The following is a 21,736-nucleotide window of genomic DNA, read 5'->3' as shown; positions in this document are numbered from 1 at the left end:
TTTTCGTTCAGCCCTTGAGTTGGCCAAACGGCACCTGAGCAAAAAACATTACCCCAAAAAAAATACTTTAAAAATTCCAGAAAAACTATATAATTATAAAATATAATAATAATTAAACAAAGAAACGGATTTTTCAAATGAATTTAGTTAATAACGACCTGCAAGTACATAATAACAACGTTGTAAAAGGTGCAACCCAGCCTGTTAGTTTGCAACAAGCAACTGAATTTTCTAATGCTTTGGAAACAGCACAACAAACGGTCAAGGTCAAAAAAGGCGATACTGTTTCTGAATTGGCAGAAAAGTATCATACAACCACACGAGCCGTCGTTCAGGCTAATCAGTTACAGGATCCTGACTTTATTTTAGCCGGGCAAAATTTAACTATTCCTGGAAAAAGTCAAATGGGGATAGTTGATCAACCAATTTCAAGGGAGAATAGTAATGTTACAGCCCCCATTGCTGCAGTTGACGAGACTGCTTCTACAGACTCGAGGGGCAGCATAGAGCCGCCTTTGGATGGTGCAGAAAAAAGTGCACGTGATTATATCATCCAGCATGAATCGAGCAATAACTACAACGCACGAAATGGACGTTATATTGGTAAATATCAGTTGGACCAAAACTACTTGCATGGTGATTTTTCCCCTGCTAACCAAGAAAAGGTTGCAGCACAATACGTGCAACAAAGATATGGCAGTTGGGTCAATGCAAAGCAGCACTGGGTCAAGAACAATTGGTATTGATCACTAGAAAACGCGCCGCATCGGAAGCAGAGATCAAGAAATGATCTCTGCTTTTTAAGGTAAGCAACCGGTTAAAGTAGCGATGTATATTATGCGCGTGTCTTTAATTCAAAAAGTTTCTAATTAGTGCTTAAATAATTTGAAACTACTCCGATATATAAGTTTGTAAGCAACAAATACAAACTATATTGGAGGAATAAACAATGAGGATCAACACTAATGTCGCAGCATTGAATACGTACTCACGTTTGACAGCTGCCAATAGCTCTAAAAGTGATTCGCTAGCCAAACTTTCATCTGGCAAACGGATCAACAAGGCTGGTGATGATGCAGCCGGTTTGGCAATTTCAGAAAAGATGAAGGCACAGATCGGTGGTTTGAAACAGGCAAAGCGTAATGCGCAAGACGGGATCTCCCTGATTCAAACTGCTGAGGGTGCTTTGAGTGAAACGCACAGTATTTTGAGCCGGATGAACGACTTGGCGGTACAAGCGTCTAATGATACGTTGACTGATGAAGACCGGACTAAGATCACCAAAGAAGTTACGGCTTTACAAAAGAATATCGACGATATTTCTAGCAACACAGAATTTAACACCAAGAAATTATTGGATAAAGCTGACAACAAGTTTACTTTCCAAGTTGGCGCCAGCCAGGGCCAAACTGCCGAAATTACTATCGGCAAGATGGATTCGGCTTCATTAGCAGTTGATGCAGCAAATGTTAAATTGGGTAATGCGGATGATGCAGCTGCTTCGATCAAGCAGATCACCGATGCGATCGACGTGGTTTCAGGACAACGCGCTGATCTGGGTGCGGTCCAAAATGGCTTGAACCATACGATCAATAATTTGGGTACTACGACGGAAAATCTGTCTGAGGCTAATTCACGGATCGAAGATGTCGATATGGCAGAAGAAATGATGAACTTTACGAAGTCCAATATCCTTTCTCAAGCAGCAACATCCATGTTGGCTCAGGCAAACGCAATGCCAAACAGTGTCTTGTCCTTGCTGCAAGGTTAATGATATTTGAATGTATCCGATTTGCTCTTATAAATGATTATGTCTATACGTATGGCCGGTATGAGGACTGATATTCTTATACCGGCTTTTTAGTCGGAAAAGAAAAATAATTTCTAAATTAAGCCTTAAACATCTGAGAAATGCACCGATACTTATAAGTGTAAACGACTAACAATTATATTTAGGGGGAATTTTAAAATGAGGATCAACACTAATGTCGCAGCATTGAATACGTACTCACGTTTGACCGCTGCTAATAGCTCTAAAAGTGATTCACTTGCCAAACTTTCATCTGGTAAACGGATCAATAAGGCTGGCGACGACGCAGCCGGCTTGGCAATTTCAGAAAAAATGAAGGCACAGATCGGCGGATTGAAGCAGGCTAAACGCAATGCTCAAGACGGGATCTCCTTGATCCAAACTGCCGAAGGTGCTTTGAGTGAAACACACAGTATTTTGAGCCGAATGAATGATTTGGCAGTTCAAGCCGCAAACGATACGTTGACTGATGAAGATCGCACTAAGATCACTAAAGAAGTCGCAGCTTTACAAAAAAATATTGACGACATTTCTAATAACACAGAATTTAACACCAAGAAATTGCTAAATACTGCTGATAACAAGTTTACGTTCCAAGTCGGTGCCAGCCAAGGCCAAACAGCTGAAATTACTATTGGCAAAATGGATGCGGAGTCACTTGGTGTTAGCGGCACATGGAGTGCAGGTACCCCTGCTGACAACAGTGATCCTGATAATCCTGTCGCTGCAACTCCTGGTAAAGGCGTTGATCTCAGTGATGCAACAAAAGCTGGAGAATCAATTGCCAATATCAAGGCGGCTATTGATACAGTATCCGGTCAACGTGCTGATCTGGGTGCGGTCCAAAATGGCTTGAACCATACGATCAATAACTTAGGCACCACGACAGAAAATTTGTCTGAGGCTAATTCACGGATCGAAGATGTCGATATGGCAGAAGAAATGATGAACTTTACGAAGTCCAATATCCTTTCTCAAGCAGCAACATCCATGTTGGCTCAAGCTAATGCAATGCCAAACAGTGTTTTGTCATTACTGCAAGGTTAATAAGAATTTAATGGCACAGGCCGATCGTCGTTTACGCGGCGGCCGGCTATTTTAATAAGCAAAAAAAATATTGGAGTGAAGTTATGCAATAGGCAAATGGAGGAGTGAGTGAGATGCAGATCAATAATATTCCACCGGTAGACCCAACACCGGTCGTCAATAGAATACAGAAAGTTGCCACCGATAGTTATGAAATGGATACTTCGTCAATGGATGAATCATTTATCCGTAAAGATCAGGAAAATTATTTGGGCAAACTTTTTCACCTAAATGACGGTGAAGATATTAAAGAAACGGAAGATCCATCCGATAATGTAGTTGTCGACCCGGAAGAATTGCAACAGGCAGTTAAAACGTTAAATAATAAAATACTGGGCCGCGATTTTAAGCTGAAATTTGAGATCCATCAGCGGACTGGACGCCAATATGTTGAGATGGTGGATATGCAAAGCGGCAAAGTTTTAAAGGAGATCCCTTCTCATAAAATGCTCGATGTTTTAGGAAAGATTTGGGATCAAATGGGGATCGCGGTCGATAAGAAAGGATAGTGAGGTAAGTGGCTGATATTACAAGTGCTACATCTGCGCCGAATGCGGGACTTAGCTTTTTAGGCTAATATTCTGGGATCACTACAGATGTGGTCGATCAGTTGATCGAGGCTGAGTCTGGTGGAAAGACTCTTTTGCAAAATAAAGATTCTAAATATAATCAAGAAAAAGCCGCATGGAGCGAAGTTGCGTCAGCTTTGAGTAATTTTCAAACTAAACTTAAAGCTTTGCAGAACAATGATAGTTATTATTCTAAAGTCGCTACTAGTTCCAACGAAGACTTAGCAGTGATCACAGGGAACTCTGATGCAAAAAATGGCGGTGAATTTGAACTAGTAGTCAGCCAGTTAGCTAAACAGACTAAGTTGACGAGTAACGAAGTCAGCGCTGCCCAAACAAATACAACGGACTTAAACCTAAACGGTAAACTGACTTTCGCTTATCAGGGAGCAAAAACGACTGATAGCCCAGAATTTGTGGATATTGATATTACGGAGAAAGATTCGTTGCTGGATATTGCCGATAAGATCAACAGAGAAACTAAAAACACTGGAGCTTCGGCAACGGTTATCAATAAACGCTTGGTTTTGACTAATAACGAGTCCGGCGCCAAAAAAACAACACTTGAACAAACCAAGAATACTGAAATATTGTCAGCGTTAGGTTTGAATGTGGCAGCAAAAATGGGGCAAGTTGCTAAGTATAGTCTGGATGGCATTGAAATGGAAAACGATAGCAATGTTATTTCCGATGCGATCGATGGTGCTACGTTAACTTTGAAAAGAGAGATCAGTCCTGATGAACCAGTTATCTTATCTTTAAAAAATGACGACTCAAAGACACTGGCGGCTGCGAATGATTTTGTCAAGCAATACAATAATTTGATGGGCTTGGTAAAAAGTGACTTAGATGTGGGTGACCCAGCGGTTGAAAGTAGTTCTACGGTTAATGTGCAGGGCAAACTGGTCGGTGATTCGACCTTACAGCGGCTACAGTCATCGTTGAGAAATATGATCACACGCTCAAATAAAGCCAACAGTGCATTCTTCAGTCCATATGATATCGGCTTTTCGGTCGACAAAGACGGGACTTTAAGTCTGGATGAAGAAAAGCTTAAAGCTCGGTTATCCGACTCTCCGGAAAAAGTGCATGATTTTTTCTATGTCCAAGGGGAAGATGAGTTTGATGGAAATACTAGTCAAGGATATACAGTTGATTTAAATAGTCTAGTCAATGAATTTATCAGCGATGGTGTTTCTAAAAAAGGGGTCATTTCTGACAAAACTGATAGTATAGATAAGCTGGTCAAAGATCTGAACTCACGGATCGATGACTTTACGCAACGGTTGGCTGCAAAACGGGAACAATATATTGCTCAATTTACCCAGTTAGATTCGGTCATGATGCAAGCCGAATCACAGATGCAGTACCTGCAAAGTCAGCTTGGCAACAACCAGCAACAACAATAGTCATTAAAAAGGAGCAGTTAGGTTGCGAGAACAAAAAATTGAACAAATATTGTTGGAATTAAAAGAAAATACAAAATGTTGGGATCAAAGAACTGCTTCTTTACCGACTTTGTTACAAGCAAACGGACAGTTGTTGAGTCAATTACAAGGGACCGGACATGATCTAGATTTAGGAAGTCAGCAAAAAGCGGAGCTGCAACAAATTATTGCTTCTTATTGGGAACTTTTAAAATTAGCAGCTGCAGAAAAGCAAAAAATATTAGCGCAATTAAAACGTCTGGATCGGCAAAAGGCTGCAAAGGTTGGAACATATAAGCAGAAAATAACCGATGGGGCAATGGTAGAATTTGTATATTGACGAAGCGAACAAAAGGCAAGTTCTAGTAACCGTGGAGGTTGAATAATGAATGTCAAACAAGCAAAAAAGCAGCAAAATTTTTATCTGAAAAATCAAGTTCTGACTGCGTCCCCCAACAAACTGATCAGCATGTTGCTGTCGGGCGCGATCAAAGCCATCAAATTAGCTGAGATCGCATTGGAACAAAATAACATGGCAAAAGCTAATCATGAATTACTTAGAGCACAAGATATGGTGGATGAACTTAAATTTTCGTTGGATCATTCGGTTGGCGGAGAAATTGCGGCTAATTTAGACCAACTATATGACTTTATGGTGTCTGAGTTAGTCGCTGCCAACATCAGCAAGGACCAGACAAAGTTACCAGCAGTTGTTGAGTTGTTAGAAGAGTTGTTGGAGACTTGGGAAAAGATCGGTAAAAAATAAGAGAGCAGAGAAACTCGGGAGACAATGAGCCTTATCGGACTTAGGCATCATAATGCGTTCTTGGCACTGTGATGCCTAAGTTGGATAAGCGGAGTTGTTTGAGTTTCATAAGAAACACCGAGTAAAGCGTGAGGCTCAGAAGACGAACATCATCGAACTTGGACTTTTAGTGGACGTTTTGTACTGTGAAGTTCAAGTTAAAGCAGTAAAAAGGCCTGGCCTAAGTAGCTCGGATTATAAGACAGCAGTAAAGATGACTACAGGAATTTTTTAATTCTGTGGTCTTTTTTTATTTTGCAAAAGTTTATCAAATTATTTTACCCCACACGCTTAATTTTTTTTGTTTTTGTCCGATAGTAAAAATGGTATATCGAAGAGGAGGAGAAAAGAAATGGACCTGTTTTTACTGATCGGTATTTTTGCTGCATTTATAATCGTCATGTCTGCAATGATCTTGAAAGGAGCTAGTTTGGCCATGCTATTTAGCCCTGAGGCGATGATGATTATTTTTGGAGGTATTATTGTAGCGCTGATCAATACATATCCGCTGGTCGACATCAAACGTTTGCCAGGTATTTTCAAAGTATTATTTCAAACAAAAAAATATGACTATCAGGCCACGATCGCTAAGCTAGTAGAATTGTCAAATGTTGCTCGGCGTGAAGGGCTACTGGCATTAGAAACACCTGTTAATAATTTAGATCCAAAAGAAGACGCCTTTTTAAAACGAGGAATGGAAATGGTCGTGGACGGGATCGATAAAGAAGAGATCCAAAGGATCATGGAAAATGAGATCTCCTCAGTTGAAGAACGCCATTTGAAAGGAACTGCGATGATGCAAACAGCGGGGAGCACTTCACCAACTCTTGGCGTTATGGGAGCTGTAATTGGTTTGATCGGTGCATTGGGTCATTTAGACAACGTTAATGTGTTGGGAGAGTCGATCTCGTCTGCCTTCGTTGCAACCTTGTTTGGTATTTTTATGGGTTATTTAGTATTTATGCCTTTCGCTAAACGATTACAGCGTAAATCTGAACAAGAAGTCCAGGATCTGGAATTGATCATGGCGGGAACACTGTCTATTGAGGAAGGAGTGGCGGCTAAAACCATGGAAAAGAACTTGGAAAGTATGCTGAGTGAAGGTCGAAGGGCGGGAATTGAAGAAAAATAAATAAAATTTTTAAGAAAGCGGGACAGGTGTGCGTAAAAAAAGGAAAAGATCTGCTAGTAATAGTGAAGCCTGGATGCTTCCCTATTCAGACATGTTAACATTGCTGCTTGCTTTATTTATCGTAATGTTTGCAGCTGCCAAAGTCGATGATCGCAAATTTCACCAGATCAGTTCAGAATTTGGCTCGATCATGGCTTTAGCACCAGAACAACGGAGTCATAAAAACGTTGCAGGCTCCAATGCTGTCGAGCTTGATTCACCGGCAGTAATAAGTAAAGAGGAGAGCAGTAGAGTTTCAGACCCTCAGAGTAAAAAGGCAGCCTTAAAAAAGGAGAACTATGTAAAGGGGAGCGTTTTACAACAAAACCAAGAACAGCAGTTAACAGACATCGCCAAGAGTTTAAATGAGACTGCCGTACAGATGGACCTCGGTAAAAATACTAGAGCCGTGTTGAAGTCTGATGGTTTACATCTAAATTTAGATACTAATATTTTGTTTGCCAGCGGCAGTGCAGAACTGACAAAAAGTTCGCTGATAGCATTGAAAGAATTGGCTCCAAAAATTCAGCAACTTAATGAAAATGAGGTTTCGATCTCAGGGTATACGGATGATATTCCTCAAAAGTCAAAAGATTATCCCAGCAACTGGGAGTTAAGTGTGGCTCGAGCAGTTTCGGTAATGCATTTTTTTGTAGAGCAAAAAGCGGTCCAGGAAGCTAAAGTTTCTTTAGCAGCTTTTGGTGAAAATAAGCCGCAGGCAACAAATAAAACACCGGAAGGACGTTCAAAAAATAGGCGAGTAGAATTGGTGATCAAAAAAGAAAATAACTAGTTGGTTATTGAAACTTAGATAAGTGATTTTCCTGAAGAGTAATGCCATGTTTGTGAAAAAGGAGTGCGAATCAGAAATATTTCAAAAAAACACCTCATTTTCAAAAGAAATTATTTTAAATATAATAATAAAATTCATGAAAAAGATAGATAATAAATAACGCATTAAACAATCTTTTTAAGTATGTTTATGGTGATGAATTCTCCCTGTAATATTGATATTTTATATATAAACTGGACATTAAAGGGTGACACTTTGCTTTAAATCAAGCAAATAGTATATCAATTGATAATAGTTTTTCTTTTTTAGCTAAAAATTAAATTAATAAAATAATTGAAAATAGGTTAAAAAAATGCTTGATTGTGAGAACGTTAACGGCTAAAATTATAGTACTAATAAAGGTGAGATTAAGAAAAGTTGGGCAATATAATTAAACAAGAATACTTTATGGTATGAAAATGAAGATATAACAAACTTAAAAATATTACTGTAGAAATAAAAGAGAGAAGTGTAATTAAGCTTGGAAAATACATATGGATTGCTGAAAGAAGCTTTGAACGTTGCTTCCGCTAGGGCGCAATTAAATGCTAATAACATTGCTAATGTTAACACCCCAGGTTTCAAAGCTAAGCGGATCGAATTTGAAAGTAAGTTGAATAATGCTCTGGGGCAAGAAACCCATCTCAAGACTACTGCTAAAATGCATATGCAGGCCGGTGGTGATATTTTGCCACGCGAAAATTCACGTAGTGGTACTTCCATAAAGGAAAACGGCAACAACGTTGATTTGGATGTTGAAATGTTGAATCAGGCCCAAAATGGCTTAAATTATAGTGCTTTGACCTCACAGCTCAAGGGACGCTACCAAATGTTGAGCTATGTTTTAAATCACTAAAGTAGTTGATCAAGAAATATTTTTGTAAGGGGATAAAACGATGAGCATTTTTAATGGTTTACAGATCAATGCCAGCGGCTTAGCGTTAGAACGTTTGAAACTCGACATAACTTCAAACAATATCGCTAACGTTAATACGACAAGAACTCCACAAGGCGGACCATATCGCAAAAAATCAGTGCAGTTTGCCGAGAATTTACGTCAGGTAAAGCCAGGTCCCGCCGACAACGTCTACGGCAACAAAAAGCGAAGTTCGGGCGTCAAAGTGACCACTATCACTCAGGACCAGACTGAAAAGTTAAGTTACAAACCTAATGATCCAAATGCAGATCAAAATGGTTATGTCCATTTACCAAATGTTAATTTAGCTGATGAAATGATCGATCTGATCCAATCTCAAAGATCATACGAGGCAAATGTCGCATCGAGTCAGGTCAACAAACAAATTTTGAATAAAGCGTTAGAAATAACAGAAAACTAGGAGAGACAAAATGGCACAGGTCAATGGTATCAACAACTTTGATAATTATTCGGCTCAACTACGTAAAGTTACAGGACTAGATGGTCTCGCTCAGTCAGTCAAACCGACGGGTAAATCATTCAGCGATCATTTAAATCAAGCTTTATCCGGGCTAAATTCAAGCATGAAAGTCATGGATCACTCGACTACCGATATGATCAGTGGAAAGCAGGACGATCTAGGACAAGTTATGATCAACATGACTGAAAGCCAGTTAACTTTGCAGACTGCAGTTCAAGTTCGTAATAAAGCCTTGGAGGCTTATAACGATCTGAAAAACATGCAGTTTTAGTCGTGTAGCGGGGGCACAGAAGTGGATAAAGTGAAGGATCTTTGGAGTAATTTAAGAGACCAATGGTCTAATTTGAGTCGATTGGTTAAAATTGCGATCATTACTGGTTTGCTCAGCGTACTTGTTGCTGGTGGTATTGTGTATTATCTCAATACCAGAGTAGAGTATGCTGTTTTGTTTTCAAATTTGAGTGATGCTGACGCCGGGACAGTAACTAAAGATTTGGAAGACCAAGACATTCAATACAAGTTAAAAGATGATGGTAAAACAGTTTTGGTTGATAAAACCAAGGTCGACCAGTATCGGATCGACATGGCGGTCGATAATAAGCTGCCGGATAGTTCACAAGGTTATGAGTTATTTGATGATACCAGCATGATGACGACTGATGAAGACCGTAAGATCATGTATCAACGGGCAACGACTGGTGAACTAGAGCGCTCGATCGACTCTCTCAACGCTATTAAAAAGGCCAAAGTCATGTTGACAATGCCTGATGATGATGTGTTTAGCTATGATGCTAAGGGAAAGAAAGCCAAGGCATCGGTAGCGTTGACTTTGAATGGTAATACGATCTCCAATTCAGCTGTTAAAGGGATCGTTGAGCTGACTACTGGAGCGGTCAAAGGTCTAACAGCGCAAAACGTTAAGGTCGTTGACAGTAATGGCAATGTTTTGGCTGATGGTAATGACGACGATGATGACCTGACGGGCGCTAACAGCAAGTATATGCAGATCCAAAAGCAATTTGAAAAGCAGCTTGAAAAAAAGATCACTCGGGTCTTAGGTCCTTTAGCCGGGGAAAATAAAATCAGTGTCGCTGTTAATGCTGATCTCAACTTCGACGCGCTGGAACGAAAAACTACTAAATACAGCAACCCAAATTTGCGTAGTGAAAATGTTCAGGCAAATGGAGACCAAGAGCAAGTCCAACAAGCTCAGACCGGGCAAACTGATGACAATGTTTCTAATGTGACTGGTGATGATAACGACAATGGAGCTTCTTATAGTCGGACGATCAACAATGAATTAGATACAGATGTGACTAAACAAGTCAGTGCACCAGGTGCTGTAAAAAGGTTAACGACTTCGGTCGCCATTAAAGGAGATGTTAGTGGTGACCAGCAAGCACAAATTAAAAGTATCGTGCGCTCAGCTATCGGTTACGACAAAGATCGTGGCGACAAAGTTACAGTTCAAGCTCTGGCTATTGAAACCGCAAAGCCAACAGTTCATCGGCCTAAAACAGAGAAAAATGATGTGCCATGGTGGTATATAGCACTTCCGATCGGAGTCATTATTATCGCAGGAACTGCCGCATTTTTAATACTTCGAAAGAAGCGGGCAAATGAAGATGACGATTATTACGATGATGACTATGACGTTGATGTTTCACATCCGGGACCGCCTTCCGGAGCAGAAAGTGAACCTTTACGTACCAAAGATGAAGAAGTGATGCCGCTTGAGGAGAGACCAGAAGTTAAAGAAAGAAAGACTAAGGATCAGCAAGCTCAAGATTATGCACAGACTAATCCGGCAGTCACGGCCGAATTACTAAAGGCCTGGATGAAAGATCGTTAGGGAGGAGAAAAAGTGATGGCTCAAATGAGTGGAGTTAAAAAAGCTGCGATCTTGATGATCTCTTTAGGGTCGGAAGCATCCTCCCAGGTAATGAAACTTTTGCCTGATAATATGATCCAAAAAGTCAGTTACGAAATAGCCAATACAGATTACGTGACACAAGAAGAGAAAAACGCAGTGGTCGACGAATTTGTTGATACTGCTACAGCAAGAGAATATGTCTTGGATGGCGGTATTGATTATGCCAAGGATCTGCTGGTTAATTCGTTGGGACAGCAAAGAGCGAAAGAAGTGCTTGACGTTTTGAATACGATCCAGTTACGTGAGCAGCCGTTTAACATTGCCAGGCGGGCTGACGAACAGCAACTGGTAAATTTATTAGTGGAAGAACACCCACAGACTACTGCCTTGATCTTATGCTATATGCAAGCTGAAAAAGCAGCGAGTATCTTGGCCCAGTTCCCAGATGAAATGCAAGCCGATGTCGCCGAACGAGTTGCAACCATCTCGACGACATCACCCGAGACTATTCAGCGGATCGAAAAAGTTATGGAGAATAAATTCTCTAATGTGGTTGATGGTGAACGGGAGAACATCGGTGGCGTTGGTGCTTTGGTAGATATTTTGAATTCAACAGGCCGCAGTACAGAAAAAACTATTTTGGCTGGCTTGGAAACTAGACAACCAGAATTGGCTAGTGAAGTACAGGCTAACTTGTTTACTTTCGAAGATATTACGACTTTGCAAGGTTTGGACGTACAAAAAGTATTGCGCGATGTGCCAAACGACGTATTAGAACTGGCCTTGAAAGGCAGTGAAGACAGTATCAAAGAATTTATCTTCGGCAATATGTCAACACGTGCCGTTGAAAATATCAAGGAAGACCTAGAATTTATGGGGCCAACTAGATTGTCAGCTGTTGAAGAAGCGCAACAAAAGGTAGTGGGAGTTATTCGCAGGCTAGATGAACGAGGCGAGATCTACATTGGTCGAGGAGGGCAAGATAGTGTTGTCTAGAAATATATTGAAACAACAAGAGATGCCGGAACATGGTAAAAAAATCAGTATTAAAACAGCCAATTTAGTTTCTCAAACTAATAAGCAGACTGATCCAGATCCTCAGCTGACTGCCTTTGATCAACAGTTGGCTCATAAGACAGTGGTTTATCAACAGAAATTAAAACAACTTAAAGCTCAAATGTTGGTGGATGCTCAAGAAGAGGCACAGAGAATAAAACAAGAGGCATATGATGCTGGACACGCTCAAGGCAAAAAGGATGGTTACCAGCAGGCTTTGACAGCAGGAAAAAAAGAGATGGCGACTTTGGTCGACCAAGCTAAAGCTAATGTTGAAAAAAGTCTAAAAGAGTCAAGTGACTATATAGCAGATAAAAAGACAGAAATTATTTCTTTTGTGGAAAAAATGACTGAAAGTATCTTGCAGACTCAATTGGAAATAGCACCGAAAAAAATCATTTCGATTTTAAGCCCGTTACTATTTGAATTGGAAAAGGCAGATGAAGTTTTACTTATTTGGGCAAATTCATCCTATCATGATGCTTTGTCGACTAAGTTAAAGCAAATCAAAAGCGAAATCCCAGACATTCGCTATATTATCTTTGATGATGATAGTTTGGATGCTTTACAGATACGAGTGGAATCAAATGAAGCGGTTGTTGATATTGATATTAAAAAGGAATTAAAAGATTTTCTGAAACAATTGTGAGGTACATAAATGGCAAAGATAGCAATTCCTTTTGAGAAGTATTTGACTCAAGCAAAAAAACATTCCTTTCATTCGCTGTACGGCAAGGTGAGCGAAGTCGTGGGTTTAGTAATAAAAGTTACTGGTCTGAAAGCCTTTGTAGGTGAACTTTGTGAGATTTACGTTAAAGGTACAAATAAAAAGACGATGGCAGAGGTCGTGGGCTTTGTGGAGCAAACCGTCTTACTGATGCCTTTAGACGAACTAGAAGGGATTGCTCCCGGTTGTTTGGTCGCAGCGACTGGAAAAAAGCTTGAAGTTAATACCGGACCTGAGATGCTTGGGCATACATTTGATGGTTTGGGGCGACCATTGAACGGGGCAAAGCTTGAACAGTCCAAGATGACTGCCTATCCGGCAATGCAGGCCTCACCAGATCCGTTTAAGCGACAAAACATTAAATCAGTTTTGCCGACCGGTATTCGAGCAATTGATGGATTATTGACGGTTGGCGAAGGACAACGGGTAGGGATCTTTGCCGGCAGTGGCGTTGGTAAAAGTACACTACTGGGAATGATCGCCAAATACTGCCAAGCTGATGTGATCGTGATCGGTTTGATCGGTGAACGTGGCCGTGAAGTGCGGGAGTTTATTGAAAAAGATTTAGGAGAAGGGTATGCCAAATCGATCGTCGTTTGTGCCACGTCTGATATGCCGCCTTTGGTCCGCCTTAAGGGTGCCTATACTGCGACTGCGATCGCTGAGTACTTCCGTGACCAAGGGGAAAAAGTGGTATTGATGATGGATTCGGTCACACGTTTCGCTATGGCACAACGTGAAATTGGCTTGTCGACTGGGGAACCGCCGACTACAAGAGGTTATACTCCCTCAGTTTTCGCTGAGTTACCGAAGTTGTTGGAAAGAAGCGGGATGTCTGACAAAGGTTCGATCACGGCTTTTTATACGGTTTTGGTAGAAGGCGACGATATGAACGAGCCGATTGCCGATGCGGTCCGTGGGATCTTAGACGGCCACATTATTTTGTCCCGGGATATTGCAGCGCAAAATCATTATCCAGCGATCGACATTCAGCCTAGTGTTAGTCGGTTGATGAAGTCGTTGGTAGTTCCAGAGCATAATATGCATGCCAGTGAACTGCGAGAAAATTTGAAAACATACGCGGATGCTAAAGATTTGATAGACATTGGTGCATATAAAAATGGCAGCGATCCTGTGATCGATCATGCCGTGCAATTGCATAAACCGGTCGCTGATTTTTTGCAACAAGCGGTAGATGAATTTGCAAGTTATGAGGAAACAGAAGAAAGATTGCAACAGCTTTTTGATTCAAATAGTATTTTGAGCGATGGGAGAGCCACGTCGAAAGGGTAGGTAGTCGGAAATGGAAGAGTTTAATTTTTCACTGCAAAAGGTATTGGAATATCGTTGGCAAACTGAGGATGAAGTCAAAGCACGATTTGCTGAAATAAACCAACTTGAAACTAAAAAAAATACGGAGCTCAAGCAAGTATTGCAAGAAAAGGATAACTTACTTGAAAGCTCACAATTTTCAGTCGGACGTATGCAAGTGACATGGAGGTATGTACGAGCTTTGAACGAGAATATTGTTAGCTGTCAGGAGCAAATGTTTGATTTGCAGGAGCAAAAAGAACAAGCACGCAGCGAATTGATCGAAGCACAAAAGCAGCGAAAAATATTAGAGCGACTGAAAGACAAACAATTGGAGCAATATCAGCAAAAATTAAAACGCGAAGAACAAAACCAGTTAGATGATTTTCACCGACCACAGCAAAAGCTAGAAATAGCGTGACTTTGAAAGCGAAGGACGATTGACATGCAAAAAGTTGTCGCAAATAAGCAAACGACTGAACCACAGCTTGTTGAAACTAAACCGACCACCAAGCAAGAAGAAAGATTTCAAGCTCTTGTAACACAAAATGAAGAAAAGGAATACCCAACCAGAAATAAGGAAGACTTGGAGCAAAAAAGGGCTGCTTCTGATCACGAGTTGCAAAAAAAGCCGCACAAAATACATAGCAAAAATGAACAGTCAAACAGCGAAAAAGAACCAGTTCAAGTTTTAGAGATAGATCCGAACTTGTTTCAGAAGTTAATGGACGGGCAAATTTCTTTGAACGATGTATTTGTTTCACAAAACATCAGTATCACGCCAGATTTAATAGACGCACTAAAACAATTTGTCAGCAGCGATGTGCCAAGTCAAGAAGAAAGCAGATCTCAGATTGGAGGATCGGACACTGACCAGGCTGAAACGATCGTAGGCGAGCAGGCAGTGAGAAAAGTTGTTTCAACAAAAAACAGCTCACAGTACTTTGATCCAGAGGTAATTGCGACAAACGCTGCTCAAAAAGACGTTTTGGAAATTGAAGGAATTTTAGAAAAGGTAGACCAGTCCAAAGACACTAAGCCAGTTGTTTCTGTTGATGTGGCTAAGCTATCACGGGATCAGCAAGAGATCTTAAAGAAACAGCTTACAGAATTTTTGCGAGCTAGATCACCTGATGAAACAAAGATCGTTCAAGTAATCAGGCAAACTGAAGGGCAAAAAAATACTCAATTCAATGAAAAGATGGTAGCGGTGGTCAGCGGATCGATTGAGTTAGGAGAAGTGGACAAGGAGCTACAAGCTCCAAGAGGAGATCGGATACAAAGTCAACATTTTGCAGCTCAAATTGACCGATCAGAAAGAAATTTTACGGTCAGTTCAAAAGTTGTGATGGGTGAGAAAACAGCGGCAGTAGTTCAAGAACAGCAAGTCGAACGATTGGACCTTAGCGCAATAGTAGTGGACAAAGAATTTGGCCCGGTTGGATCAAAAGCCGAACCGTCAGTTCAGATAAGTGATGGGCAAAAGGGCGCAACGGTGGCTAAGCCGCTTGAACAGGTCGTTAGAAGTCTACAAAAGTCGCTTTTTCCTGTGGTCGAAAAAAGCTTTGTATTTAGTAAAGGAGCTACTACAAAGGTAGTTTTTAATTTAAAACCAGCTAATCTGGGAGAAATGAGAGTTTTGGTAAAAACTGATCAACGGTCAGTCAATTTGAAATTTGAAGTGCAAGATAGCACTGTGTGTGACATGCTGCAAAAGATAACGCATAAACTAGATCAGATCATGGAGCATTTGCAGTTTGAGGTTCCTGTTAAAACGGTCAAACAATCGGAAGTGGGTAGACAGACTGTTGAGAACGCTGAGTTGTTTGACGAACAACAAGATGCTGACGAATTTATGCAAGGTGAACATGCACAACAGCGAAAATTTGCACGTGCTCGCAAATTAAGAGCGCAAGTAGTTCCAGATGACCATCTGCCGGTTGAAGATAGAAGCGGACCCGGAACGATCAGTATGTTGGTGTGAGTGAGTCGAAGCAGGATGTGGTTTTAAAGCTAAGGATATGTAGATTTGAGTTTTTGATTTATTGAATACTAGTTGGTGTTTGAGTCCGGGTTGATTTGTTAAACTTTGTGATTTGATGGGGGGTAATGATATTTCATGGATAATTTAAGTGGAGTGCAAGCAAACACTCTTGGTAATACAGGTAATGCCACAAAAAGCATTTCTCAAAACGATGCGACTAAAAATTCTTTGGGACTTTCAATGGACGATTTTTTGAAGATCTTAGCGGCATCAATGTCTAATCCTTCTATGCCGGGTGAAGGTGATCCTAGTAGTAGTGGTACGGACTACATTTCACAAATGGCACAATTTGCAACACTGCAAGAGTTAAATAATATGTCGTCCATGATGAATAATTCTTTACTTTTAGGCCAACAGCAACAAGCCTTCGATTTGATGGGAAAGAACGTCACAGTTGTCGACGAGCAAGGCAATGAAAAGCAAGGCAGAGTCGATAAGGTCAACTTTACGGGTGGAATTGCCAAGTTGATTATTGATGGGACTGAGTATGAAATGGGAGCTGTCAAAGGAGTGAGCGGAGCAACACGTTCAGGAAAGGGGCATTAACAGATTTCACGTTGTATTGCGGTCTACTCGAGATGACGGGGAATAGTTCGAAGCTCATTATCATGCGAGCTGTCCTAAAAACAAGGTAGAGTGAACCAAATTAAAAGAGTTGCTGATCAATTTTGAATCGCGTAAAAATATTAGGAGGAATTTAAATGTTACGTTCATTGTATTCAGGTGTTTCAGGTATGAAGAGTCAACAGACAAGGTTAGATGTTATTTCAAACAACATTGCAAATGCCAACACGATCGGATTTAAGTCAAGCCGTGCTAATTTTTCGGACATTTTAAGTCAAACTACCGCAAATGCATCAGCACCTCGAGGGGCCGTTGGAGGTATTGATGGAAAACAAGTTGGCTTGGGAGTGCAGGTCGGTGCGATCGATACAGATATGGGACAAGGCATTCAGAATACGACTGGCCGTGCTTTAGATCTATATATTAATGGTAGTGGATTTTTAGTTTTTCAGCGTGATGGGAATAATGGTCAGGTTTATTCACGCAATGGAGCGTTGAAAATCGATGCTGCGGGAAACTTAACTAATGCAGATGGGTTGCGCGTGATGGGGTTTGCACCTGGTCAAGAGGGGGGCGCACTAACGCCTATTAAGATCCCTGCTACTGGTCAAAATGGACAGAAATTAGTTGATGGTCATGTTTCGATCGGACCAAGTGGTAAAGTTACCGCGCGTTATGGTGGAGAAGATGAAGTGATCGGCACGGTTTCTATTGCTACTTTCAGTAACCCTGCTGGTCTAAGCAAAATTGGTAACAGTACTTACGAAGTTTCTCAAGACTCTGGTAATGCAAATACCGTAGTACCGGGATCAGACGGGACCAACACTTTGCTAGCAGGAACACTGGAGGATTCAAACGTCGATTTGGCTCAAGAATTCTCGGATATGATAGTGACGAGTAGAGCATATCAGGCAAATTCAAGGAGTATCACGACGTCGGATGAAATGTTACAAGAATTGATCAATCTAAAAAGATAGTGAGCGAAGCAACGCGGTTAGGAGATAAGCATTATCGGGCTTAGCACTTATAGCGTGGTGTGTGCGCTATGAGTGCTAAGTTATGATAAGCGGAACTTATTGCCATGCGGGGCTGTCCTGAGCTGACTGGCAATAGACAGCGTGGTTTGCACGTGAGAGCGAGTATTAGAAACCTTGCATCATACAATACAAATAAAAGGAGACAGAGTCATGATTTTATTGACTTCGTTTAAAGGAGAAGAATTTTATTTGAACCCGGATTTGATCTATCGCATTGATGAGACCCCAGATACAGTGATCACACTTGTTGACGGGAAAACATTAGTGGTTAAAGAAACAGCGTTTGAGATCAAAGAAGAGATCATAAAATATCGCCATAAGATCATTGTTGGTGAAGATCTCTTTGAAGGGGATAGTGATGAAAAAAATGAAGAAAAATGACGAAATACAAACAGATGGCAATAAAACAAGTAAGGTCAAATGGGGCTTGCTGATAGTTATAGTTGTACTATTGGCGTTTGGTGCAAGTGCGGCGGGCACCATAGTTTCTGGCAAATATTTTACTGGTTCAGAGACAAAGCCTAAAGCTGAAGAAGCTGAAAAGGGAACGGCTATTTCTAAAAAGCAGCGTTTGGTAAATGTCAAAAAATTCATAGTTAATTTGGCTACTGATGATCCAGCTGACCTGCAATATATACGGTTGAAAGTTTCTTTGCTAGTGGCCGATGACCAGCAAGCAGAAACCTAAAAAAAAGAAATACCTGTAGTGCGTGATAGTATGATCCGTGTTTTAAAGCCGCAAAAAGCTGCAGATCTGTTAAAAAATGGGCAAAGCATCGATGTGATCAAGAAGCAAGTTAAGGAAGCTGTTAACAAGGCTCATGGTAGTTCAATAGTTCAAGAAGTATATGTGACAGATTTTGTGATCCAATAATTTAAGCAAACAAGGAGTATTTAAATGGAGTTAACGTTGTCTTTGGTCAAAATGGTAGTGGGTTTGATCGTCGTGATCGTTTTGATCAATTTGTTTTTAAAATACTTGCAGAAGTTTGTGGCTCCGCAGGACCTGCAATTTCGTGTCATTAAAAAGATCGCAGTTTCGAAAACTTCGGCTCTGGGTATCGTGCAAGTCGTTGATCACTATTATTTGATGAATTTAGCCGAGCAGGGTAGTTCAGTGATCTCCGAATTGTCTAAAGGAGAAATTGAAGAGTTATTTAAAAGTTCCGGCACTCGAAAAAATGAACAGCAAGATTTTGCAACACTATTAAAGGAAAAGGCTATGAATTTGCAGGATAAGAGGAAGAAGCAATGACTAGGAAAAAATTAAATATATTATTGAGCGGTTTGGCGATGACTACTTGGTGGCTTCGACCAATTTCTATTCATGCGGCTGACCTTAATGATGTTACTCGTGGCATTACTAGCCTGGTCGATAGTGGCCAGAGCGGTAATTCTACTCAAATCGTCAACGTATTTGTGATGATGACGATTTTATCTGTAGTGCCGTTATTACTAGTAATGATGACATCTTTTACGCGGATCATCATGGTACTTTCGTTTACTAGAAGTGCATTAGGCACGCAACAGAATCCACCAAATCAAGTTCTACTTGGCTTGGCCTTGTTTTTAACCTTGTTTACGATGAAACCCGTCTATAAGGACATATATAAAGAGGCAATCCAACCTTATAACCGCCAAGAGATCACACAAAAACAAGCATTTAACCGGTCAGAGGTCAGGATCAAAGAATTTATGGGAAAAGAAACACGTAAAAAAGATGTCAAATTGTTTTTGGACGTTTCAAAAGACAAACATCATTATCAAAATGTTAAGTCATTGCCCATAACTACACTGACCCCGGCTTTTATCATTAGTGAGTTACGGACGGCATTTAGTATTGGCTTTCTGATTTTTATTCCTTTTTTGATCATAGATATGGTTGTTTCGAGCGTCCTAATGGCAATGGGGATGATCATGTTGTCACCGGTGATGATCTCGTTGCCGTTTAAGTTGTTATTGTTCGTGATGGTCGATGGTTGGTATTTGTTGGTTGAATCGTTAGTCCATAGTTTTAGTTAGGAGGAGCTTAATGTCTGTTGCGTTAGTCTTGACGGTCATGCGAGAAGCTGTGATCAGGATCTTAGTAGTCTCAGGTCCGATCGTGATAGTTGCGATGGTTGTTGGTTTGGTCATTAGCATCTTTCAAGCTACAACACAGATCCAAGAGCAAACGCTAAGCTTTGTACCAAAATTAGTTGCAATTTTTGTGACTTTGATCCTAGCCGGAAATTTTATGATCACAACGCTCAAAGAATTCACTGAATATATTTTTCGTTTGATCTCGGGGATGTGACTTAAGTGGCAGAGATACAGTTAGTTTGTTTGGTAATTTGCCGGATCTTTTCTTTTATGGTCACAGCGCCGATCTTTTCTCAAAAAAGTTTTCCAAATACCGCTAAGTTGGTCGTGGGTGGAAGCTTGGCAGTTGCCGCTGTTCCCTTGGTTGGTCAAATTAAAGAAATGAGTATTACCTGAATTATTCATACTTTTCCCTTAAGGACTACTTTTTGTTGTTGTCATGCTAGTTCGCATCTTTTTCGTTTTTCACCTGTTGGGTGTACAAAAAGAGCACATCCTGCGCTATTGTTAAGTCGTTGAAAACCACAAAGAACAGGAGTGCTCCTTATGTCAACTTTACATCATGAAAAACTTTTATTCAATGACCAGATCAACATTTCTAATGACGGTGGTGAGTTAGCGAACGATGCCGGAACTTTATTAATTGCTGAATTTCTGCACCAAATTCACTTTGACCAGCTCTTAGAAGATAACTTGCATTTTAAAGATGACCGTAAATATTGTACCTTTCCCTTGAACAATTTATTTAAGCAGTTGCTGTTGCAATTGCTGGCAGGATACTGCCAAGATCAGTCGGCTAATACCTTGTCACACGCCGTTGATTTTAAGCTGGTCTTGTCTCAAGCGGTCGCTTCCCAGCCGACACTTTCACGCTTTATCAATCACATTTCAGCGTCTGGGCTCTTTTCAGTCAAATCATTGCTCGGCTCGGTAGCTCACTTTGTTCTTGGGCAGCTAAATCAACATCAGCTGATCCTTGATCTAGATTCGACACATGCCGATACGTTTGGTGACCAAGAAAAGAGTGCTTATAACGGTCACTACCAGACCAACGGTTATCATCCTTTACTAGCCTTTGATGCTTTATCGGGCTGCTTGTTGAATGCTCAATTACGCCCCGGCAATCGCTATACTTCCCAAGGTGCGACTAAATTTTTATTACGGAGCTTACGGGCCTATGACGGATCTTCCCTGGATGTCTTAGTGCGGGGAGATTCTGGTTTCGCAGCTCCAGGGATCTACCATGCGTGTGATAAAAAGCAGGCTAAGTTCGTGATTCGTTTAAAAGCGAACTACCAGCTCCAAAGTCGGGCTGAGCACCTGATCCAAGTGGGTGACCAGGACTTCACCGAAGCTGAAGTCCAATGGCATGTCCTGCGAGACTATTGTCCTCAAAGTTGGTCACGACCTTATCGTGTGATTATTAAATCAACGCGGCCGGCGGGCAACTTTCTGTTTGACCATGAGTTTATCGTGACCAACTTGGAAGAATTAAGCGGTCCACAAGTCTTTGCCCTCTATCACCAACGCGGTTCCATGGAAGACTTGATCAAAGAAGTTAAACGTGGCTTTCACTTTGATAAAACGGACAGTTCTAGTTTTGAGGCCAATGAGTTCCGGATGCTGGTAGCTGGGGTCGCTTATAATATACTGCAAGCCATGAAGAACTTAGTTTTACCAACAAAGCTTAAACACGCTCAGGTCGGGACGATCCGTTTTAAATTACTCCATGTGGCAGCTAAGGTCACGCACCATGCGCGTCAAGTCTGGGTCCATTTATCTCAGACCAATGTGTTCGATAAATTATTTTGGCAGACACTGTTCAAGATTCAAAATCTAAAAATATATCCGCTGTGAACTCACAAAATAAAAAATGTTTTTCTTAGGGAAAGGGTGAAGTCTGTCCTTTTTTAAACAGTCCGACAACAAAACTAACAAAAAGCTG

28 protein-coding genes are annotated in these 21,736 nt (G+C 40.8%); all 28 read left to right on the top strand.

From position 1 onward, the window contains the following. The first annotated feature begins 137 nt into the window (after positions 1-137). The 28 genes from apf to AC3XNE_RS01705 all read left to right on the top strand — a co-directional run bounded on the left by apf (position 138) and on the right by AC3XNE_RS01705 (position 21,648). Positions 138-746, top strand: a complete 609-nt coding sequence (apf, locus tag AC3XNE_RS01840) for an aggregation-promoting factor (protein WP_489832560.1) — start codon at positions 138-140, stop codon at positions 744-746. A 203-nt stretch (positions 747-949) separates the two neighbouring features. Continuing rightward, positions 950-1,771 (top strand): flagellin N-terminal helical domain-containing protein, encoded by an 822-nt coding sequence (locus AC3XNE_RS01835; RefSeq protein WP_489832559.1) that lies wholly within the window; start codon positions 950-952, stop codon positions 1,769-1,771. A 198-nt stretch (positions 1,772-1,969) separates the two neighbouring features. Continuing rightward, positions 1,970-2,857 carry a flagellin N-terminal helical domain-containing protein gene (locus tag AC3XNE_RS01830; protein ID WP_489832558.1) on the top strand — a complete coding sequence of 296 codons (888 nt, stop codon included), beginning with the start codon at positions 1,970-1,972 and terminating at the stop codon, positions 2,855-2,857. A 113-nt stretch (positions 2,858-2,970) separates the two neighbouring features. Beyond that, entirely contained in the window at positions 2,971-3,405 is a 435-nt protein-coding gene (locus AC3XNE_RS01825) for a flagellar protein FlaG (RefSeq protein ID WP_489832557.1), read from the top strand. An 89-nt stretch (positions 3,406-3,494) separates the two neighbouring features. Then, positions 3,495-4,874 (top strand): flagellar filament capping protein FliD, encoded by a 1,380-nt coding sequence (fliD, locus tag AC3XNE_RS01820; RefSeq protein ID WP_489832556.1) that lies wholly within the window; start codon positions 3,495-3,497, stop codon positions 4,872-4,874. A 22-nt stretch (positions 4,875-4,896) separates the two neighbouring features. Beyond that, complete coding sequence (locus tag AC3XNE_RS01815) at positions 4,897-5,232, top strand: hypothetical protein (RefSeq protein ID WP_489832555.1); 336 nt, start codon at positions 4,897-4,899, stop codon at positions 5,230-5,232. A 45-nt stretch (positions 5,233-5,277) separates the two neighbouring features. Next, on the top strand, positions 5,278-5,658 hold the full coding sequence (gene fliS, locus AC3XNE_RS01810; RefSeq protein WP_489832554.1) for a flagellar export chaperone FliS: 381 nt from the start codon (positions 5,278-5,280) through the stop codon (positions 5,656-5,658). A 391-nt stretch (positions 5,659-6,049) separates the two neighbouring features. After that, positions 6,050-6,829, top strand: coding sequence for a MotA/TolQ/ExbB proton channel family protein (locus AC3XNE_RS01805; protein WP_489832553.1), 780 nt, complete (start codon positions 6,050-6,052; stop codon positions 6,827-6,829). Positions 6,830-6,857: 28 nt separating this feature from the next. Further along, complete coding sequence (locus AC3XNE_RS01800) at positions 6,858-7,661, top strand: OmpA family protein (protein ID WP_489832552.1); 804 nt, start codon at positions 6,858-6,860, stop codon at positions 7,659-7,661. Positions 7,662-8,181: 520 nt separating this feature from the next. Beyond that, positions 8,182-8,556 carry a flagellar basal body rod protein FlgB gene (gene flgB / locus AC3XNE_RS01795; RefSeq protein ID WP_489832551.1) on the top strand — a complete coding sequence of 125 codons (375 nt, stop codon included), beginning with the start codon at positions 8,182-8,184 and terminating at the stop codon, positions 8,554-8,556. Positions 8,557-8,596: 40 nt separating this feature from the next. Continuing rightward, the gene (gene flgC / locus AC3XNE_RS01790; protein WP_489832550.1) at positions 8,597-9,037 is read left to right on the top strand and encodes a flagellar basal body rod protein FlgC; all 441 of its coding nucleotides are present in this window, start codon (positions 8,597-8,599) and stop codon (positions 9,035-9,037) included. A 10-nt stretch (positions 9,038-9,047) separates the two neighbouring features. After that, positions 9,048-9,368 carry a flagellar hook-basal body complex protein FliE gene (gene fliE, locus AC3XNE_RS01785; protein WP_489832549.1) on the top strand — a complete coding sequence of 107 codons (321 nt, stop codon included), beginning with the start codon at positions 9,048-9,050 and terminating at the stop codon, positions 9,366-9,368. 21 nt (positions 9,369-9,389) lie between these two features. After that, on the top strand, positions 9,390-10,949 hold the full coding sequence (gene fliF / locus AC3XNE_RS01780; RefSeq protein WP_489832548.1) for a flagellar basal-body MS-ring/collar protein FliF: 1,560 nt from the start codon (positions 9,390-9,392) through the stop codon (positions 10,947-10,949). Between the two features lie 15 nt (positions 10,950-10,964). Next, positions 10,965-11,966 (top strand): flagellar motor switch protein FliG, encoded by a 1,002-nt coding sequence (fliG, locus tag AC3XNE_RS01775; protein WP_489832547.1) that lies wholly within the window; start codon positions 10,965-10,967, stop codon positions 11,964-11,966. Next, on the top strand, positions 11,956-12,675 hold the full coding sequence (locus AC3XNE_RS01770; RefSeq protein ID WP_489832546.1) for a FliH/SctL family protein: 720 nt from the start codon (positions 11,956-11,958) through the stop codon (positions 12,673-12,675). Before fliG ends, AC3XNE_RS01770 begins: the two co-directional genes overlap by 11 nt. A 9-nt stretch (positions 12,676-12,684) precedes the next feature. Beyond that, the gene (gene fliI / locus AC3XNE_RS01765) at positions 12,685-14,046 is read left to right on the top strand and encodes a flagellar protein export ATPase FliI (protein WP_489832545.1); all 1,362 of its coding nucleotides are present in this window, start codon (positions 12,685-12,687) and stop codon (positions 14,044-14,046) included. A 10-nt stretch (positions 14,047-14,056) separates the two neighbouring features. Beyond that, on the top strand, positions 14,057-14,485 hold the full coding sequence (fliJ, locus tag AC3XNE_RS01760; RefSeq protein WP_489832544.1) for a flagellar export protein FliJ: 429 nt from the start codon (positions 14,057-14,059) through the stop codon (positions 14,483-14,485). Between the two features lie 24 nt (positions 14,486-14,509). Then, entirely contained in the window at positions 14,510-16,048 is a 1,539-nt protein-coding gene (locus AC3XNE_RS01755) for a hypothetical protein (protein WP_489832543.1), read from the top strand. Positions 16,049-16,183: 135 nt separating this feature from the next. Next, the gene (locus tag AC3XNE_RS01750; protein ID WP_489832542.1) at positions 16,184-16,654 is read left to right on the top strand and encodes a flagellar hook capping FlgD N-terminal domain-containing protein; all 471 of its coding nucleotides are present in this window, start codon (positions 16,184-16,186) and stop codon (positions 16,652-16,654) included. A gap of 155 nt (positions 16,655-16,809) precedes the next feature. Then, a complete protein-coding gene (locus AC3XNE_RS01745; protein WP_489832541.1) occupies positions 16,810-17,649 on the top strand; it encodes a flagellar hook-basal body complex protein in 840 nt (279 codons plus the stop codon). Positions 17,650-17,859: 210 nt separating this feature from the next. Next, positions 17,860-18,090, top strand: coding sequence for a flagellar FlbD family protein (locus AC3XNE_RS01740; protein WP_489832540.1), 231 nt, complete (start codon positions 17,860-17,862; stop codon positions 18,088-18,090). Beyond that, positions 18,068-18,397, top strand: coding sequence for a flagellar basal body-associated FliL family protein (locus AC3XNE_RS01735; protein ID WP_489832539.1), 330 nt, complete (start codon positions 18,068-18,070; stop codon positions 18,395-18,397). Before AC3XNE_RS01740 ends, AC3XNE_RS01735 begins: the two co-directional genes overlap by 23 nt. An 18-nt stretch (positions 18,398-18,415) precedes the next feature. Then, on the top strand, positions 18,416-18,583 hold the full coding sequence (locus tag AC3XNE_RS01730) for a flagellar basal body-associated FliL family protein (RefSeq protein WP_489832538.1): 168 nt from the start codon (positions 18,416-18,418) through the stop codon (positions 18,581-18,583). 24 nt (positions 18,584-18,607) lie between these two features. Then, the gene (locus AC3XNE_RS01725; protein ID WP_489832537.1) at positions 18,608-18,964 is read left to right on the top strand and encodes a flagellar biosynthetic protein FliO; all 357 of its coding nucleotides are present in this window, start codon (positions 18,608-18,610) and stop codon (positions 18,962-18,964) included. Continuing rightward, positions 18,961-19,731: a flagellar type III secretion system pore protein FliP gene (gene fliP / locus AC3XNE_RS01720; protein WP_489832536.1), complete on the top strand. Its 771-nt coding sequence runs from the start codon at positions 18,961-18,963 to the stop codon at positions 19,729-19,731. The genes AC3XNE_RS01725 and fliP overlap by 4 nt, the downstream gene beginning before the upstream one ends. 10 nt (positions 19,732-19,741) lie before the next feature. Beyond that, positions 19,742-20,005, top strand: a complete 264-nt coding sequence (fliQ, locus tag AC3XNE_RS01715; protein WP_489832535.1) for a flagellar biosynthesis protein FliQ — start codon at positions 19,742-19,744, stop codon at positions 20,003-20,005. Positions 20,006-20,010: 5 nt separating this feature from the next. Further along, complete coding sequence (locus AC3XNE_RS01710) at positions 20,011-20,187, top strand: flagellar biosynthetic protein FliR (protein ID WP_489832534.1); 177 nt, start codon at positions 20,011-20,013, stop codon at positions 20,185-20,187. Between the two features lie 150 nt (positions 20,188-20,337). Beyond that, positions 20,338-21,648: an IS1380 family transposase gene (locus tag AC3XNE_RS01705; RefSeq protein WP_079578404.1), complete on the top strand. Its 1,311-nt coding sequence runs from the start codon at positions 20,338-20,340 to the stop codon at positions 21,646-21,648. Positions 21,649-21,736: the final 88 nt, after the last annotated feature.

Source organism: Ligilactobacillus sp. JN-6 (Y).1 (genome assembly GCF_058111525.1).
The sequence above is the reverse complement of the archived record's forward strand: the minus strand, read 5'-3'. Positions and strand labels throughout refer to the sequence as shown.

Excerpts from the sequence above, each read along its gene's own strand:
- apf (WP_489832560.1), top strand. The coding sequence starts at position 138 with ATGAATTTAGTTAATAACGACCTGCAAGTACATAATAACAACGTTGTA.
- AC3XNE_RS01835 (WP_489832559.1), top strand. The coding sequence starts at position 950 with ATGAGGATCAACACTAATGTCGCAGCATTGAATACGTACTCACGTTTG.
- AC3XNE_RS01830 (WP_489832558.1), top strand. The coding sequence starts at position 1,970 with ATGAGGATCAACACTAATGTCGCAGCATTGAATACGTACTCACGTTTG.
- AC3XNE_RS01825 (WP_489832557.1), top strand. The coding sequence starts at position 2,971 with ATGCAGATCAATAATATTCCACCGGTAGACCCAACACCGGTCGTCAAT.
- fliS (WP_489832554.1), top strand. The coding sequence starts at position 5,278 with ATGAATGTCAAACAAGCAAAAAAGCAGCAAAATTTTTATCTGAAAAAT.
- AC3XNE_RS01805 (WP_489832553.1), top strand. The coding sequence starts at position 6,050 with ATGGACCTGTTTTTACTGATCGGTATTTTTGCTGCATTTATAATCGTC.
- flgC (WP_489832550.1), top strand. The coding sequence starts at position 8,597 with ATGAGCATTTTTAATGGTTTACAGATCAATGCCAGCGGCTTAGCGTTA.
- fliE (WP_489832549.1), top strand. The coding sequence starts at position 9,048 with ATGGCACAGGTCAATGGTATCAACAACTTTGATAATTATTCGGCTCAA.
- fliG (WP_489832547.1), top strand. The coding sequence starts at position 10,965 with ATGGCTCAAATGAGTGGAGTTAAAAAAGCTGCGATCTTGATGATCTCT.
- fliI (WP_489832545.1), top strand. The coding sequence starts at position 12,685 with ATGGCAAAGATAGCAATTCCTTTTGAGAAGTATTTGACTCAAGCAAAA.
- fliJ (WP_489832544.1), top strand. The coding sequence starts at position 14,057 with ATGGAAGAGTTTAATTTTTCACTGCAAAAGGTATTGGAATATCGTTGG.
- AC3XNE_RS01755 (WP_489832543.1), top strand. The coding sequence starts at position 14,510 with ATGCAAAAAGTTGTCGCAAATAAGCAAACGACTGAACCACAGCTTGTT.
- AC3XNE_RS01750 (WP_489832542.1), top strand. The coding sequence starts at position 16,184 with ATGGATAATTTAAGTGGAGTGCAAGCAAACACTCTTGGTAATACAGGT.
- AC3XNE_RS01745 (WP_489832541.1), top strand. The coding sequence starts at position 16,810 with ATGTTACGTTCATTGTATTCAGGTGTTTCAGGTATGAAGAGTCAACAG.
- AC3XNE_RS01740 (WP_489832540.1), top strand. The coding sequence starts at position 17,860 with ATGATTTTATTGACTTCGTTTAAAGGAGAAGAATTTTATTTGAACCCG.
- AC3XNE_RS01735 (WP_489832539.1), top strand. The coding sequence starts at position 18,068 with ATGAAAAAAATGAAGAAAAATGACGAAATACAAACAGATGGCAATAAA.
- AC3XNE_RS01725 (WP_489832537.1), top strand. The coding sequence starts at position 18,608 with ATGGAGTTAACGTTGTCTTTGGTCAAAATGGTAGTGGGTTTGATCGTC.
- fliP (WP_489832536.1), top strand. The coding sequence starts at position 18,961 with ATGACTAGGAAAAAATTAAATATATTATTGAGCGGTTTGGCGATGACT.
- fliQ (WP_489832535.1), top strand. The coding sequence starts at position 19,742 with ATGTCTGTTGCGTTAGTCTTGACGGTCATGCGAGAAGCTGTGATCAGG.
- AC3XNE_RS01705 (WP_079578404.1), top strand. The coding sequence starts at position 20,338 with ATGTCAACTTTACATCATGAAAAACTTTTATTCAATGACCAGATCAAC.